The sequence below is a fragment of the Naasia lichenicola genome, assembly GCF_004801885.1.
Lineage (GTDB): Bacteria > Actinomycetota > Actinomycetes > Actinomycetales > Microbacteriaceae > Naasia > Naasia lichenicola.
On the sequence record NZ_SSSM01000001.1, the window covers coordinates 748,584 to 763,255 of the forward strand.

General features: G+C 67.6%; 14 protein-coding genes. 8 read left to right on the forward strand and 6 right to left on the reverse strand.

The window, feature by feature from the left end; genetic code table 11:
• Positions 1 to 158 precede the first annotated feature (158 nt).
• Entirely contained in the window at positions 159 to 1,670 is a 1,512-nt protein-coding gene (gene glpK / locus E6C64_RS03570) for a glycerol kinase GlpK (protein WP_136426212.1), read from the forward strand.
• 140 nt (positions 1,671 to 1,810) lie between these two features.
• Entirely contained in the window at positions 1,811 to 2,698 is an 888-nt protein-coding gene (locus E6C64_RS03575) for an endonuclease domain-containing protein (protein ID WP_136426213.1), read from the forward strand.
• A gap of 82 nt (positions 2,699 to 2,780) precedes the next feature.
• Here E6C64_RS03575 and trpD read toward each other — a convergent pair whose 3' ends face one another.
• Positions 2,781 to 3,833 carry an anthranilate phosphoribosyltransferase gene (gene trpD / locus E6C64_RS03580; protein ID WP_136426214.1) on the reverse strand — a complete coding sequence of 351 codons (1,053 nt, stop codon included), beginning with the start codon at positions 3,831 to 3,833 and terminating at the stop codon, positions 2,781 to 2,783.
• 293 nt (positions 3,834 to 4,126) lie between these two features.
• On the opposite strand from trpD, the gene ctaE reads away from it, so the two are divergent.
• The 5 genes from ctaE to E6C64_RS03605 all read left to right on the forward strand — a co-directional run bounded on the left by ctaE (position 4,127) and on the right by E6C64_RS03605 (position 8,962).
• Positions 4,127 to 4,756, forward strand: coding sequence for an aa3-type cytochrome oxidase subunit III (gene ctaE, locus E6C64_RS03585; RefSeq protein ID WP_269846366.1), 630 nt, complete (start codon positions 4,127 to 4,129; stop codon positions 4,754 to 4,756).
• Positions 4,757 to 4,766: 10 nt separating this feature from the next.
• A complete protein-coding gene (gene qcrC / locus E6C64_RS03590) occupies positions 4,767 to 5,582 on the forward strand; it encodes a cytochrome bc1 complex diheme cytochrome c subunit (RefSeq protein ID WP_136426216.1) in 816 nt (271 codons plus the stop codon).
• 115 nt (positions 5,583 to 5,697) lie between these two features.
• Positions 5,698 to 6,777 carry a cytochrome bc1 complex Rieske iron-sulfur subunit gene (gene qcrA / locus E6C64_RS03595; protein WP_136426217.1) on the forward strand — a complete coding sequence of 360 codons (1,080 nt, stop codon included), beginning with the start codon at positions 5,698 to 5,700 and terminating at the stop codon, positions 6,775 to 6,777.
• Entirely contained in the window at positions 6,758 to 8,464 is a 1,707-nt protein-coding gene (gene qcrB, locus E6C64_RS03600; protein ID WP_438941831.1) for a cytochrome bc1 complex cytochrome b subunit, read from the forward strand. Before qcrA ends, qcrB begins: the two co-directional genes overlap by 20 nt.
• 3 nt (positions 8,465 to 8,467) lie before the next feature.
• Positions 8,468 to 8,962, forward strand: coding sequence for an NUDIX hydrolase (locus E6C64_RS03605; RefSeq protein WP_233255436.1), 495 nt, complete (start codon positions 8,468 to 8,470; stop codon positions 8,960 to 8,962).
• A gap of 39 nt (positions 8,963 to 9,001) precedes the next feature.
• Here E6C64_RS03605 and E6C64_RS03610 read toward each other — a convergent pair whose 3' ends face one another.
• Entirely contained in the window at positions 9,002 to 10,039 is a 1,038-nt protein-coding gene (locus E6C64_RS03610; RefSeq protein WP_158437728.1) for a serine hydrolase domain-containing protein, read from the reverse strand.
• 301 nt (positions 10,040 to 10,340) lie between these two features.
• On the opposite strand from E6C64_RS03610, the gene E6C64_RS03615 reads away from it, so the two are divergent.
• Complete coding sequence (locus tag E6C64_RS03615; protein WP_136426219.1) at positions 10,341 to 10,763, forward strand: DUF4345 domain-containing protein; 423 nt, start codon at positions 10,341 to 10,343, stop codon at positions 10,761 to 10,763.
• A 72-nt stretch (positions 10,764 to 10,835) separates the two neighbouring features.
• Here the strand turns inward: E6C64_RS03615 and E6C64_RS03620 are convergent, their stop codons facing one another.
• The 4 genes from E6C64_RS03620 to E6C64_RS03635 all read right to left on the reverse strand — a co-directional run bounded on the left by E6C64_RS03620 (position 10,836) and on the right by E6C64_RS03635 (position 14,596).
• On the reverse strand, positions 10,836 to 11,294 hold the full coding sequence (locus E6C64_RS03620) for a cytochrome c oxidase subunit 4 (RefSeq protein WP_136426220.1): 459 nt from the start codon (positions 11,292 to 11,294) through the stop codon (positions 10,836 to 10,838).
• A gap of 4 nt (positions 11,295 to 11,298) precedes the next feature.
• Positions 11,299 to 13,044 (reverse strand): aa3-type cytochrome oxidase subunit I, encoded by a 1,746-nt coding sequence (ctaD, locus tag E6C64_RS03625; RefSeq protein WP_136426221.1) that lies wholly within the window; start codon positions 13,042 to 13,044, stop codon positions 11,299 to 11,301.
• Positions 13,045 to 13,047: 3 nt separating this feature from the next.
• Positions 13,048 to 13,956, reverse strand: a complete 909-nt coding sequence (gene ctaC, locus E6C64_RS03630; protein WP_136426222.1) for an aa3-type cytochrome oxidase subunit II — start codon at positions 13,954 to 13,956, stop codon at positions 13,048 to 13,050.
• Positions 13,957 to 14,230: 274 nt separating this feature from the next.
• Positions 14,231 to 14,596, reverse strand: a complete 366-nt coding sequence (locus tag E6C64_RS03635) for a HesB/IscA family protein (protein ID WP_136426223.1) — start codon at positions 14,594 to 14,596, stop codon at positions 14,231 to 14,233.
• Between the last annotated feature and the right edge of the window lie 76 nt (positions 14,597 to 14,672).

Sequence of the window (14,672 nt, forward strand, 5' to 3'; positions counted from 1 at the left end):
CATCGGGCCGGGCATTCGCCCGGCCCGTTTCCATTCCGCGTGCCCTGCAGCCGCACAGTCTGCTGCGCAAGGCTCGCGTACACACCCATGCGGCACCCAACCGAGCCCCGCACCCAAGGCCGCTCGAGCGAGCGGACGAATAACGAAGGAGTTATGCCATGGCGGAGTACGTCATCGCTATCGACCAGGGAACCACCAGCACGCGAGCGATCGTCTTCGATCACTCCGGCTCGATCGTCTCCACCGGTCAGAAGGAGCACGAGCAGATCTTCCCGCAGGCGGGATGGGTCGAGCACGACCCCAAGGAGATCTGGGACAACACCCGCGAGGTGATCGGACAGGCCCTCTCGAAGGCCAACATCACCCGTCACGACATCACGGCTATCGGCATCACCAACCAGCGCGAGACCGCGGTGGTCTGGGACAAGAACACCGGCGAGCCCGTCTACAACGCCATCGTCTGGCAGGACACCCGCACCCAGAAGATCGTCGACCGCCTGGCCGACGGCGACGTCGAGCGCTACAAGAAGAAGGTCGGGCTGCCGCTGGCCACCTACTTCTCGGGCACCAAGATCGTCTGGATCCTCGAGAACGTCGACGGAGCCAGGGAGAAGGCGGAGGCCGGCGATCTGCTGTTCGGCACCACCGACACCTGGGTGCTCTGGAACCTGACCGGCGGGACCGACGGCGGCGTGCACGCCACCGACGTCACCAACGCCTCGCGCACCCTGTTCATGGACCTCGAGAGCCTCAGCTGGGACGAGAGCATCCTCAAGGACTTCGGCGTCCCCGCATCGATGCTGCCCGAGATCCGCAGCTCCTCCGAGGTCTACGGCACGGCATCGTCGTCGAGCCTGCTCCGCGAGGTGCCGATCGCCGGCATCCTCGGCGACCAGCAGGCCGCCACGTTCGGTCAGGCCGCCTTCGACACCGGCGAGTCGAAGAACACCTACGGCACGGGCAACTTCCTCATCTTCAACACGGGCGAGGAGATCATCCACTCGAAGAACGGCCTGCTCACGACGCTCGGCTACAAGCTGGGCGACGCGAAGCCGCACTACGCGCTCGAAGGCTCGATCGCCGTCACCGGATCGCTGATCCAGTGGCTGCGGGACAACATCGGACTGATCAGCAGCGCCCCCGAGATCGAGGAGCTCGCCAAGACGGTCGAGGACAACGGCGGCGTGTACTTCGTGCCCGCGTTCTCCGGACTGTTCGCGCCGTACTGGCGCTCCGACGCCCGTGGCGCACTGGTGGGCCTCACCCGCTACGTGAACAAGGGCCACATCGCCCGAGCCGCCCTCGAGGCGACCGCCTTCCAGACCCGCGAGGTGCTCGACGCGGTCAACGCCGACTCCGGCGTGGACCTCACCGAGCTCAAGGTCGACGGCGGCATGATCGCGAACAACACGCTCATGCAGTTCCAGGCCGACATCCTCGGCGTGCCGGTGGTGCGTCCGGTCGTCGCCGAGACGACCGCCCTCGGCGCCGCGTATGCGGCCGGCCTCGCCACCGGCTTCTGGGCGGACCTCGACGACCTGCGCAAGAACTGGCAGGAGGACAGCCGCTGGACTCCGAACATGGAGGACGACGAGCGCGACCGTCAGCTGCGCCTCTGGAAGAAGGCGGTCACGAAGACGTTCGACTGGGTCGACGACGACGTGAAGTAGCCGCTGCTCACAATCAGCACTCCTGAACTGCCCAGTTCTGCCGCCTGGACGCCCGTCCGAGCAGCAGAACTGGGCAGTTCGGCGTCCGGCCTGTGGAGAACTCGTGCGCTCCAGGCGCCTCCGCTGGCACGGTGTCCCGCATGCCGAACGCGAAGCCCCTCCCGCCCGACCTCGTCGACTCGACCTTCACGACCTCCCGAGCCCTCGGGCGCGGCGCGAGCCCCACCCGGATGCGGGCGCGGGACCTGCACCGCGAGGTGTGGGGCGTTCGCTCGCGGCAGCCGCCGCAGACACTGCTCGACAGCTGCCGGCTCTACCTCGAACGGCTGCCCCGCCAGGCCTTCGTCAGCCATGCGACGGCCGCTCTGCTGCACGGCATCCCCCTGCCGCCGCGGATCGCCTTCGCCGACGACGTCGATGTCGCCCTGCCGCGTCCGGAGCGGGCGCCGCATGCGCGGGGCATCCGCGGCCACTCCCTCGATCTCGCTCCCGGAGAGCGGATCCTGGTGGGGGACGTGCCCGTGACCTCGCCGATCCGAACCTGGTTCGATCTGGGCAAGGTGCTGGCCATCCACGACCTGGTCGCGGCCGGCGACTTCCTGCTCACGGACGGCCCGGAGCGCGACGAGCTCGTGGACTACGTGCGGATGCGCCGGGGACAGCGGGGATCCGCTCGGCTCGCCACCGCCTGCCAGCTGCTCAACTCTCGATCGGAGTCTCCGCAGGAATCCCGGCTGCGGGCGCTGCTGATGCTGGCCGGCATGGACGAGCTGACGGTGAACGACGACATCCTCGACCGCAACGGGCGCTTCCTCGCCCGCGCGGACCTGGTGGTGCGCAGTGCGCGGCTGATCATCGAGTACCAGGGCGACCACCATCGCGATCCGGCGCAGTGGCACATGGATCTGACGCGGCGCTCGAAGCTCGAGGCCGAGGGATGGACGGTCGTCGAGGTGGGCGCGCGGGATCTCGATGACCCGATCGAGCTGGCCGGCCGACTGCGGGACATCGTCCGAGCCCGCGTCTGAGGTGCGGGGCTGATGCCGAACTGCCCAGTTCTGCTGCCTGGACGCGCGTCCGAGCGGCAGAACCGGGCAGTTCGCGCGTCCGTCAGCGCCGGGTGGCGGCGATCCAGGCGTCGAGCTTCTCGGCCGCGGCACCCGAGTCGATGGCCGTGGCCGCGTCGGTCATCCGAGCGGCGAGCCGCCCGACCATCGGCCGGTCGGCCTCGGTCGGGTCGTGCGACAGGTCCCACGCCACGAGCGCGGCCGCAGTGTTGAGCAGCACGATGTCGCGGACCGGACCCGACTCCCCCGACAGCACGCGGCGGGCGATGGCCGCGTTGTCGGCGGCGCTGCCGCCCTGCAGGTCGGCGATGCTCGCCCGGGGCAGCCCGAGGTCGCGGGGATCGATGTCGTGCTCGGTGACCGCACCGGAGGACACCTCCCAGATGTGCGAGTGGCCGGTGGTCGACAGCTCGTCCAGCCCGTCGTCCCCGCGGAAGACCAGCGCGGTCGCTCCGCGGGTCTGGAAGACGCCCACGATCAGCTCGACCGCCTCGAGCCGCGCGACGCCGACCGCGTTCGCCTCGGGGCGGGCCGGGTTGCAGAGCGGGCCGAGGAAGTTGAACACCGTCGGCACGCCAAGCTCGCCGCGCACGACGGCCGCGTGCCTGAAGCCGGGATGGAACGCCGCGGCGAAGACGAAGGTGAGGCCCACCTCGTCGAGGATCTCGGCCACCCGCTCGGGCGATCGGGACAGGTCGATCCCCAGTGCCGCGAGCACATCGCTCGAGCCCGATGCGGAGCTCGCCGCTCGGTTGCCGTGCTTGACCACCTTGGCTCCGGCCGCCGCGGCGACGACCGACGCCATGGTCGAGATGTTGACCGTCTTGAACCGATCGCCGCCCGTGCCGACGATGTCCACGACGTCGGAGCTGACCGAGAGCGGGGTCGCGTTGTCGAGGATGGCGTCGCGGAATCCGACGATCTCGTCCACCGTCTCCCCCTTGGCGCGCAGTGCCACCAGGAACCCCGCGAGCTGGGTGGGCGTCGCCTCTCCCGTCATCACCTGCTGCATCGCCCAGGTCGACTCGGCGATGCTCAGATCCTGTCCATCCAGGAGGGTGCCGATGAGCAGGGGCCAGGTGGGGGGCTGGAACATGCTCCCGATGCTACTGAAGCGCGTCGGTGGCCCTTGCCGGCACCCTCCCGGCCTCGCCGGCGTCGCTGAACGGCGGAAGACGATGGCGCTTCTGGGAGCGGACTGCACACCGCCCGAGCGAACGATATGCACCCGTTACGGGGGCGCGAGGCGCGCATCCCCGGAACGGGGCGGATCGACTCATGAGTCAGGGGCGCACGACCGACGCAGCAGTCCGATTCCCGGCGGCGACTCGCGGGCCGCGACGCGCGGACAGCGCGGTGACCCGCCCCCTCTTCCGACATAATGGACATGTGAGCAGCGCGTCAGCACTTCAGTCGACAAGCGCCCCGGTCATCAATCGCCCCGACTCCGTAGCAGTCGGCGTGATCGTATGGCTCGGCAGCGAGGTCATGTTCTTCGCTGGTCTCTTCGCGATCTACTTCACCCTCAGATCATCGGTCCCCGACCTATGGGCCGAGCAGGTAGGCGATCTGAATGTGCCGTACGCGGCCACGAACACGATCATCCTCGTGCTCAGCTCGTTCACCTGCCAGGCGGGTGTCTTCGCCGCCGAGCGACTCCAGCCCTACCGGACCAGCTGGAACCCGCGCCACTGGGGCATGACCGAGTGGTTCTTCGTCACCTACGCGATGGGCGCGGTCTTCGTCTCGGGACAGGTGCTCGAGTACGCGACCCTCGTCAGCGAGGGCCTCACCCTCGCCACCAACTCCTACGGATCCGCGTTCTACCTGACCACCGGATTCCACGCCCTCCACGTCACCGGCGGTCTGATCGCCTTCCTCATGGTGATCGGCCGGGGCTTCGCCGCGCGCAACTTCGGCCACCGCGAGGCGACCAGCGCCATCGTCGTGTCGTACTACTGGCACTTCGTCGACGTGGTCTGGATCTTCCTGTTCATCGTCATCTACATCCTGAAGTAGGAATCGCTCCGTGAGCTCTGCAGCCCAGAAGAAGAGTCGACGACGTTCGACCCGCACCGGACGCCGGCACCCGCTCGCGACCGTCGCGCTGATCGCCATAGGCCTGCTCTTCACCGGCGGCGCCTACGCCCTGTTCAACTCCACCTCCTCGGGCACTGAGGCCGTCGCCGCCTCGCAGGACCAGGTGGACCGGGGCTCCAAGCTCTTCTCCGCCAACTGCGCCACCTGCCACGGCATGAACTTGCAGGGCACCAGCGCGGGGCCGTCGCTGCTCGGCGTCGGAGCGGCGGCAGTCGACTTCCAGGTCGGCACCGGCCGCATGCCGCTGCAGAACACCGGACCGCAGGCCCCTGAGAAGCCCGCACAGTTCACCACCGAGGACACCGCGGCCTTGGCGGCCTACGTCGCCTCGATCGCGCCGGGGCCGGGACTGCCCGAGGCCGAGTACCTCGACGGCGGCGGCGACGCCACCCACGGCGCCGAGCTCTTCCGCATCAACTGCGCCATGTGCCACAACGTCGCAGGAGCCGGCGGCGCGCTCACCGAGGGAAAGTACGCGCCGTCACTGACCGGCGTCTCGGCCAAGCACATCTACGAGGCCATGGTCACCGGCCCGCAGAACATGCCCGTCTTCAACGACGCGAACCTGACCCCCGAGGACAAGCGCGACATCATCACGTCGCTCAAGTACCTCGAGGACAACCCCTCCCCCGGAGGCATCGAGCTCGGGAACCTGGGACCGGTCGCCGAGGGTCTCTTCCTCTGGATCTTCGGGCTCGGAACGATCGTCGCGCTGACGGTCTGGCTGACCGCCCGCTCCAACTGATCCGTCGCTCGAACTCCCGGCGATCCAACAACTGAGACTTCACTGAACATCCCCGTCCTGCACGCAACCGGCATACACTGAGGGGGCGCGGATGGCTGACGAAAGGGGGCGCGAGATGGCTGCCGATATTTCCGGAACCGAACTCGTTCCGACTGCCACATCGCACGGCGACGGGGCTCCCGTCGGCACCGCGGTCGTGAGCCGCGACATCATCGAGAACCCCGGGCTGCCGTCGCACCGCCAGCGCGTCACCGACGTCGACCCGAAGTCCGAGCGCCGCGCGTCCCGGATCGTCACCGCGCTCTTCTACCTGTCGGTCGTCGGCTCCATCGGCGCGATCGTCTCCTACTTCGCGGTCCCGATCGTTCCGGACGACCCGGCATCGGTCCGGCTGAACACCCTGTTCCTGGGCTCGTTCATCGCTCTCTCGCTGCTGACCATCGGCATCGGCGCCGTCCACTGGGGCAAGGCCCTGATGATGGACCACGAGGGCGTCGACGTCCGTCACCCCATCCGCGGCACCGCCGCCACCCGGGCGCGCGCCATCGAGATCTTCGACCAGGCCAACAAGGAGTCGGGATTCGGCCGCCGCAGCCTGATCCGCGGCTCGCTGATCGGCGCGCTGGCGATCTTCCCGCTCCCCGCCATCTTCTTCTTCCGCGATCTGGCGCCCATCGGCAACAACCCCGCCGAGCTGCTCTCCCACACCATGTGGAAGGAGGGCACCCGCCTCACCCGCGACCCCACGGGCATCCCGATCAAGGCGTCGGATGTGACGATCGGGTCGGTCTTCCACGTCATCCCCGAGGGACTCGAGGACGCCGAGGACCTGCTCGAGCAGAAGGCCAAGGCGGCCGTGCTGCTCATGCGCCTCAAGCCCGAGGACCTCAACCCCTCTCCCGAGAAGGTGGGCTGGGCGTACGACGGCATCGTCGCCTACTCCAAGATCTGCACCCATGTCGGCTGCCCGGTGGCGTTGTACGAGCAGCAGACCCATCACCTGCTCTGCCCCTGCCACCAGTCGCAGTTCGACATCACACAGGAGGCGAAGGTCATCTTCGGTCCTGCGAACCGTCCCCTGCCTCAGCTGCCGATCGCGGTCGACAGCGAAGGCTACCTGGTCGCGCAAAGCGACTTCCACGAGCCCGTAGGGCCATCATTCTGGGAGCGTCGCAGTGACTACGACAACGCCTGAGACACCGACTTCCACCGTCCAGCCCGGACAGGTCCAGCCCGGAACGCAGGGCGGCGCGGTCGGCGCCATCTCCAACTACCTCGACGAGCGCACGAGCATCTCCGCCGTCGTCAAGGAGTTCGGCCGCAAGATCTTCCCCGACCACTGGTCGTTCATGCTCGGTGAGGTCGCGCTCTACAGCTTCGTCGTCATCCTCATCTCGGGCTCGTTCCTCACCTTCTTCTTCCAGGCCTCCATGGCCGAGGTGGTCTACAACGGCTCGTACGTTCCGCTCAAGGGCCTCGAGATGTCCGCGGCCATGAACTCGTCGCTCGACATCTCCTTCGACGTCCGCGGCGGTCTCCTGATGCGGCAGGTGCACCACTGGGCGGCGCTGCTGTTCATCGCCTCGATCGTGCTGCACATGCTGCGCATCTACTTCACGGGCGCCTTCCGCAAGCCGCGCGAGCTGAACTGGGTCATCGGCTTCCTGCTCTTCGTCCTGGCGATGGGCGAGGGCTTCACCGGCTACTCCCTCCCTGACGATCTGCTCTCCGGCAACGGCCTGCGGATCATCGACGGCCTGCTGAAGGGCATCCCGGTCATCGGCACCTGGATCTCCTACCTGCTGTTCGGCGGCGAGTTCCCCGGCACCCAGATCATCGGGCGCCTCTACACGCTGCACATCCTGCTGCTGCCGGCGATCGTCGTCGCGCTGATCGCCCTGCACCTGGTGTTCGTCGTCGTGCACAAGCACACGCAGTACCCCGGCCCGGGCAAGACGAACAACAACGTCGTCGGCTACCCGATCCTCCCCGTGTATGCCGCCAAGGCCGGTGGGTTCTTCTTCATCGTCTTCGGCGTGATCATGCTGATGGCCGCGTTCTTCACCATCAACCCGATCTGGAACTACGGACCGTACGACCCGTCGCCCGTGTCCGCCGGCACCCAGCCCGACTGGTACATCGGGTTCGCGGACGGCGCCCTGCGACTCATCCCGCCGGGATGGGAGTGGACGCTCGGCAACTACACGTTCTCGCTCAACGTGTTCCTGCCCGTCGTCGTGCTCGGACTGTTCATCGTGGCCGTCCTGCTCTACCCGTTCTTCGAGGGATGGGTGACCGGAGACAAGCGCGAGCACCACCTGCTCGACCGTCCGCGCAACGCTCCGACCCGCACCGCGATCGGCGCCGCCGGCATCACCTTCTATTGCGGCCTGTTCTTCGCGGCGTCCTCCGACCTCATCGCCACGCACTTCAAGATGGCGATGGAGCACGTGATCCACATCCTCCAGTTCACGACGGTGATCGGTCCGTTCATCGCCTTCTTCATCGCCAAGCGGATCTGCCTGGCGCTCCAGAAGAAGGACCGCGAGATCGCGCTGCACGGCTTCGAGTCGGGCCGCATCGTCCGCCTCCCCGGCGGCGAGTACATCGAGGTGCATCACCAGCTCGATGCGTACGAGCGCTGGAAGCTGGTCAGCTTCAACGACTACCAGCCGCTCATGCTCCGTCCGAACGACCGAGGCGAGATCAAGACCAGTCAGCGCCTCCGCGCCGCGGTGAGCCGGTGGTTCTTCGAGGACCGGATCGCTCCGGTCACCCGCACTGAGCTCGAGGCCGCGCATAGCCACGGTGACCATGGAGACCACGGCGTGGTCGAGGCCAAGGACGAGGCGATGGGTGGAGCCCCGCACATCCGCAGCTGACCTGTGATCGACACGACGGACGCCCGCGCCCTGCATCCTGTGCAGAGCGCGGGCGTCCTCGTGTTCCGGCGGTCTGCAGCCGGCAGCATCGAGGTCCTGATCGGCCACATGGGCGGTCCGTTCTGGGCGCGCAAGGACGAGCACGCGTGGAGCATTCCGAAGGGCCTCATCGAGCACGACGAGACTCCCTACGATGCGGCCGCACGGGAGTTCACCGAAGAGCTGGGCCTGGGCGTGCCGGCCGGCATCAGGCACGATCTCGGGACCGTCCGACAGCGTGGCGGCAAGACCGTGCAGGTCTGGGCGGTCGAGGGCGACCCCGATCTGACCGACGTCGTGCTCGGCGAGTTCGAGCTCGAGTGGCCGCCGCGGTCCGGGCGGACCGCATCCTTTCCCGAGGTGGATCGAGTGGCATGGTTCCTGCTCGAGGACGCCCGCGACAAGCTGGTGAGCGCGCAGGCGGAGTTCCTGGATCGGCTGGCGGCCCTGAACCCGTGAGCCGCGCCAACGACCTCGAGGTGCCGACGACCTCTGGTGTCAGGGGCCGAGTGCGTCCTCGAGGTCTGCGGCCACCGCCTCCACGGCCGCGTCGCGCTGCGTGGCGAAGACGACGATGACGGTCTGATCCCCCGGGAAGACCGCCAGCAGCGACTGGTAGCCGTCCATGCTCCCGATGTGTCCGTAGGCACCCGGAAGGCCGTGGTCGGTCAGATCATCGAGGCCCGACCCGGTTCCTGCGTCGTCGAGCGCGATCAGTCGGTCCACAGACGACAGCGAGACGATCTTTCCCGCGAACAGCTGCCAGGCCCACTCGGCGAGATCGGGAGCGGTTCCCGCCATCCCCGAGGCTCCCGGCGACGAGGTCGCCTCGGCCAGGTTGGGCAGCGCGGCACCCGCTCCGAAGGTCGCGATGGGCTCGTCCGTCCCCGAGATCGGCAGCGCCCACGGCCTCGGCGTCGGCGTGGCCGTGCCCTGCAGCAGCAGCGACGAGGACGACCCCGCCGGGTCCAGCAGTGACGTTCGGATCGCCTCCGCCAGCGGCAGTCCCGTGACGGTCTCGACCGCCAGCCCCAGCATCGTGTAGGTCGGGTCCGAGTGGATGTACTCCCTCCCTGCCGGAACGGCCGGCTCAGGGAACTCGGCTGTCAGCTCTGCCCGAGTCCAGGGACGAGAGGGATCGGCGGTCGGCTTCGCACCGCTCGACGGTGACCCGTCCGGCAGTCCCGACCTCATCTGCAGCGCCTGCAGCACGGTCGCGCCATTGCTGTCGATGTCATCGGGCAGGTAGGACGACAGCGGGTCGTCGAGTTGCAGCTCGCCCCGCTCCGCCAGGCGCATGACGAGCGCCGCAGTGAAGAGCCGCGTGATGCCTCCCATCGCGAACTCGTCATGGACGGCAGCAGGCCGGCCTTCGGGACCATCGGCGCCCGCGGCCCCCGACCACAGTCCGTCCGCCTCGATCACCGCGGCCATCACCGCGGGGAACCCGTGCTCCACTGAGGAGGTGAGCACGGCGTCGAGCTCGGCCGCTGTGGAACGCGGCACCGAAGCCGTCGGCAGCTGGGGAAACGTCATGACCCGTGCGAAGGACTCCACAGAGCCGTCAGGCCGAGGTCCTCCCATCACCGTCCGGATCGGTGCTGCGGGAGCGCCCGAGCACGACGCGACCGCCGCTGCCAGAGCCATGGCTCCGACCGCGCCTGCGGTCCGCATCCTCCAAGATGCACCGCCGCTCCATCGCGTCGATCTCCTCATCGTGACGCCCATTGTCACCCACTGCGCGCACCGCCGACAGGGGGAACGGGGTCGGCACGGGCGATTGCGCGGACGTCTGCACGTCGAACGAAGCGCAGCCCTCCCGGACTAGCGTGAGGTCATGACGAGCAGACGCGAGCGACGACGCCGGCAGGCCGGCGAGAGATCCACCCTTCTGACCGCTCTGGCGGTACTCGGTGCCATCCCGGTGGCCACCGGGGCGCTCGGGATGTTCGGCGGCCCGGAGCGGGCGCCCGGCGGCGCGGAGACCACGGCGAGCGTCGACAGCGAGTACCGCTTCGTGAACGTGTTCTGGGCGGCCGCCGGCGGCGTGCTCTGGTGGACCCTCCGTGCGCCCGAGCAGCGGGCGCAGATCACGCGGTTCGTGCTCTCCCTCGCGGCCCTCGGCGGACTTCCCCGCCTGCTGTCGATCTCACGCCGTGGGCTCCCGCACCCGGTCTTCCAGGCCACGCTGGTGCTCGAGCTGGTCGTGCTGCCGTTCGTCCTCGCCTGGCACCGACGGGTGATCACCCCGGCCGACTGACCGGATCGGTCTCGACGAGAAGAGCGACGGTGCCCGAAGGCCCCGCCGCTCTTTCAGTGCATGACTATGGGGTCAGTGCGCGTGGTATCCCCGGTAGTACTCGTAGACCCATCCGGTGATCGCCACCGCGAAGATGCCGACGCCGATGAAGGTGATCCAGACGCCGACCGCGAGTCCGGTGAAGCCGAGCGCCGCCGACAGGGCCAGGACCATGGGCCACCAGCTCCACGGGCTGTAGAAGCCGAGTTCGGGATCGCCGTCGTCGATGTTCGCGTCCAGGCGGTCTTCGGGCAGCTCGCCGCCCTGCGCCGCGTGCGAGCGGCTCAGGTAGAAGGCGATGAAGAACGCGAGGATCGCCGTGAGGCCGATCCCGACGGTGCCGACCCACTCGACCTGCGCCTGCGGTGCGCCGCCCGAGGGGTCGGTCGCCAGGTTCTGGGCGTCGTAGAGCATCGTCCACACGGTGTAGATGGCACACGCCACCACGAAGAAGACGCCGAGGATGAAGAAGAGGCGGACATTCGCTTTCATGTCGCTACTTCACCTTTCCTGAAGCCAGATCCACGGTCGGCGCATCGGGCGCATCCTTCGCCGGCCCGATCCCGACCGGGATGCCCGCCTCGGGGTGGTGCAGGTCGAATGCCGGGGATTCCGAGCGGATGCGCGGGATGGACGTGAAGTTGTGCCGCGGCGGCGGGCAGGAGGTCGCCCACTCGAGCGAACGGCCATAGCCCCACGGGTCGTCGACGGTCACCTTAGGGGCACGTCGCGCGGTGATCCACACGTTGTAGAGGAACGGCAGCATCGAGGCGCCGAGGATCATGGCGCCGACCGTGGACAGCTGGTTCATCCACGTGTAGCCGTCCTCGGGCTGGTACGTGTAGTAGCGGCGAGGCATGCCCACCACTCCGAGCCAGTGCTGCACGAGGAAGGTCATGTGGAAGCCGATGAAGAGCAGCCAGAAGTGGATCTTGCCGAGCCGCTCGTTGAGCATCTTGCCGGTCCACTTGGGCCACCAGAAGTAGAAGCCGGCGAACATCGCGAAGACGACGGTTCCGAACACGACGTAGTGGAAGTGCGCCACGACGAAGTAGGAGTCGGAGACGTGGAAGTCGAGCGGCGGCGACGCCAGGATGATGCCGGTCAGGCCGCCGAAGACGAACGTGATCAGGAACCCGATGGTCCAGAGCATGGGCGTCTCGAGCGTGACCGATCCGCGCCACATGGTGCCGACCCAGTTGAAGATCTTCACGCCCGTCGGAACGGCGATCAGCATCGTGAAGAGGGCGAAGAACGGCAGCAGCACCGATCCGGTGACGTACATGTGGTGCGCCCAGACCGTCACCGACAGCGCGGCGATGGCGATCGTCGCGTAGATCAGGGTGCGGTAGCCGAAGATCGGCTTGCGGCTGAAGACCGGCAGGATCTCGGAGACGATGCCGAAGAACGGCAGCGCGATGATGTACACCTCGGGATGGCCGAAGAACCAGAAGAGGTGCTGCCAGAGGATAGCGCCACCGTTGGACGCGTCGTAGACGTGCGCTCCGAACACGCGGTCAGCACCGAGAGCGAGCAGGGCGGCGGCGAGGACCGGGAAGGCCATCAGGACCAGCAGCGAAGTCACCAGGATGTTCCAGGTGAAGATCGGCATCCGGAACATGGTCATTCCGGGAGCGCGCATCGTGATGATCGTGGTGATGAAGTTCACCGCGCCGAGGATCGTTCCGAAGCCGGACAGGCCGAGGCCGAACACCCACAGGTTGCCGCCGAGACTCGGCGAGAAGGTCAGGCTGGACAGCGGCGCATAGGCGAACCAGCCGAACGAGGCCGCGCCCTGCGGGGTGAAGAATCCGGCGACCGCGATGAACGATCCGAACGAGTAGAGCCAGTAGGCGAAGGCGTTGAGCCGCGGGAACGCGACGTCGGGTGCGCCGATCTGCAGCGGCATGAGCACGTTGGCGAAGCCCGCGAACAGCGGGGTCGCGAACATCAGCAGCATGATCGTGCCGTGCATCGTGAAGAGCTGGTTGTACTGCTCGTGCGTCGGCACGAAGGAGTTGCCCGGCTCGAACAGCTGCGCCCGGATGACGAGCGCCATGACGCCGCCGATCAGGAAGTAGATGAACGACGTGATCAGGTACAGGTAGCCGATCGTCTTGTGATCCGTGGAGGTGATCCAGCTGACGATGACGCTGCCCTTGCGGCCGACGCCGGGTCCGCTCATGACCTTGGCCTGGCCGGCGGGGATGCCGGTGCTTGGCCGGTTGAGAGTCGATGTCATTCGCTACTCCGTGCTCGAGCTGTCGGATCCCACAACCTCGGAGCTGCCGTCACCGGGCTCGTTGAGATTGCGGTTGTAGTCGTCGCCCAGGCGGCCGGTGAAGCCGGCGTCCTTGAGGCCCTGGATGTAGTCCTCGTACTCCTGCTCGGAGACGACCTTGACCGTGAAGAGCATGAGCGAGTGGTAGTCGCCGCAGAGCTCGGCGCACTTTCCCGAATACGTGCCCTCGCGCGTCGGCGTGAAGGTCATGAAATTCGTCTTGCCCGGGATCATGTCCTTCTTGTAGAGGAAGTCGACGACCCAGAAGGAGTGGATGACGTCGCGCGCCTTGAGCTGGATCTCGATCGACTTGTTGACCGGCAGCACGAGGAGCGGGAGCTGCGACTGGACGACTCCGGCACCGCTGCCGACCGTGTCCTCGCTGGGCTGGCCCTGGATGCCGGTGGAGTAGACGTCCTCGTCGAGGTAGTTGAAGTCCCAGGCCCACTGCTTGCCGTACGCCTCGATGGTGACGTCGGGGTTCGGGTCGCGCGCCTCGATGGTGGCCTGATCGCGGGCGGTGAACGCGAAGAAGCCGAGCACGAGGATCAGCGGGACGACGGTGTAGAACACCTCGATCGGCATGTTGTAGCGGAGCTGGACCGGCAGGCCGGTCTGTCCGCGGCGCCGGCGGTAGATGACCGCTGCGGCGACGATGAGCACCCAGGTGACCACGCCGACAGCCAGCAGCACGATCCACGAGTTCACCCAGAGGGCGGACACCAGATCGGCGTGGTTGGTGACGGCGGGCTGATCCTCCTGGAAGCCGGGCAGGAACCCGTGGAGCTGAGCCTGGGTACAGCCCGCCAGGGCCAGGATCACCAGGGACGCGACCGGGATGGTCACCCAGCGGAGTCGACGTCTCGAACGCACCCTAAACCTCTCGAGAAACGGAGTTGGAACACCCGCAACTCTATCTGGTCGCTCGCGCCCCCGCCGCTACACGCGGCGTTTCGGAAGCTGCGTGGCGCCCCCTATGAGCTCGCTGGACGCCCCCGCAGATTCCCTGTGAACGGGGGCGCGCGCAGAACACGGCCATGCGGACGGAGCGCTGCCGCACACGGCAGTGTTCCGTCCGCATCACAGTGTCTCCGTACGAGAAGGGCCCGACCGTCCGTAGACGATCGGGCCCTCGGTCACTGGGAGATCAGTGGAAGGAGTCACCGCACGCGCAGGATCCTGCGGCGTTGGGGTTGTCGATGGTGAAGCCCTGCTTCTGGATGGTGTCCTCGAAGTCGATGGTCGCGCCATCGAGGTACGGGACGCTCATCCGGTCGACGACGACCTCGACGCCGTCGAAGTCCCGGGTGACGTCGCCGTCGAGCATGCGCTCGTCGAAGTAGAGCTGGTAGATCAGGCCGGAGCATCCGCCGGGCTGGACGGCGACGCGAAGGCGCAGGTCGTCGCGGCCCTCCTGGGAGAGCAGGCTCTTGACCTTGCCGGCGGCACCGTCGGTCAGGCCGACGTTGTGGGTGTCGAGCTCGGGACGGTCGCTGATCGCTACGTCGGTCATTGTGTGCCTCTCGTCGGAATCCATGTGGGCAAACGCCTGAGGTGGAGTCATCTACTGCTGGGAATCAGTGTAAACG

Bases quoted from the DNA above. Each gene is read 5' to 3' on its own strand.
- glpK (WP_136426212.1), top strand. From the start codon at position 159: ATGGCGGAGTACGTCATCGCTATCGACCAGGGAACCACCAGCACGCGA.
- E6C64_RS03575 (WP_136426213.1), top strand. From the start codon at position 1,811: ATGCCGAACGCGAAGCCCCTCCCGCCCGACCTCGTCGACTCGACCTTC.
- trpD (WP_136426214.1), bottom strand. From the start codon at position 3,833: ATGTTCCAGCCCCCCACCTGGCCCCTGCTCATCGGCACCCTCCTGGAT.
- qcrA (WP_136426217.1), top strand. From the start codon at position 5,698: ATGGCTGCCGATATTTCCGGAACCGAACTCGTTCCGACTGCCACATCG.
- E6C64_RS03610 (WP_158437728.1), bottom strand. From the start codon at position 10,039: ATGACGTTTCCCCAGCTGCCGACGGCTTCGGTGCCGCGTTCCACAGCG.
- E6C64_RS03615 (WP_136426219.1), top strand. From the start codon at position 10,341: ATGACGAGCAGACGCGAGCGACGACGCCGGCAGGCCGGCGAGAGATCC.
- E6C64_RS03620 (WP_136426220.1), bottom strand. From the start codon at position 11,294: ATGAAAGCGAATGTCCGCCTCTTCTTCATCCTCGGCGTCTTCTTCGTG.
- ctaD (WP_136426221.1), bottom strand. From the start codon at position 13,044: ATGACATCGACTCTCAACCGGCCAAGCACCGGCATCCCCGCCGGCCAG.
- E6C64_RS03635 (WP_136426223.1), bottom strand. From the start codon at position 14,596: ATGACCGACGTAGCGATCAGCGACCGTCCCGAGCTCGACACCCACAAC.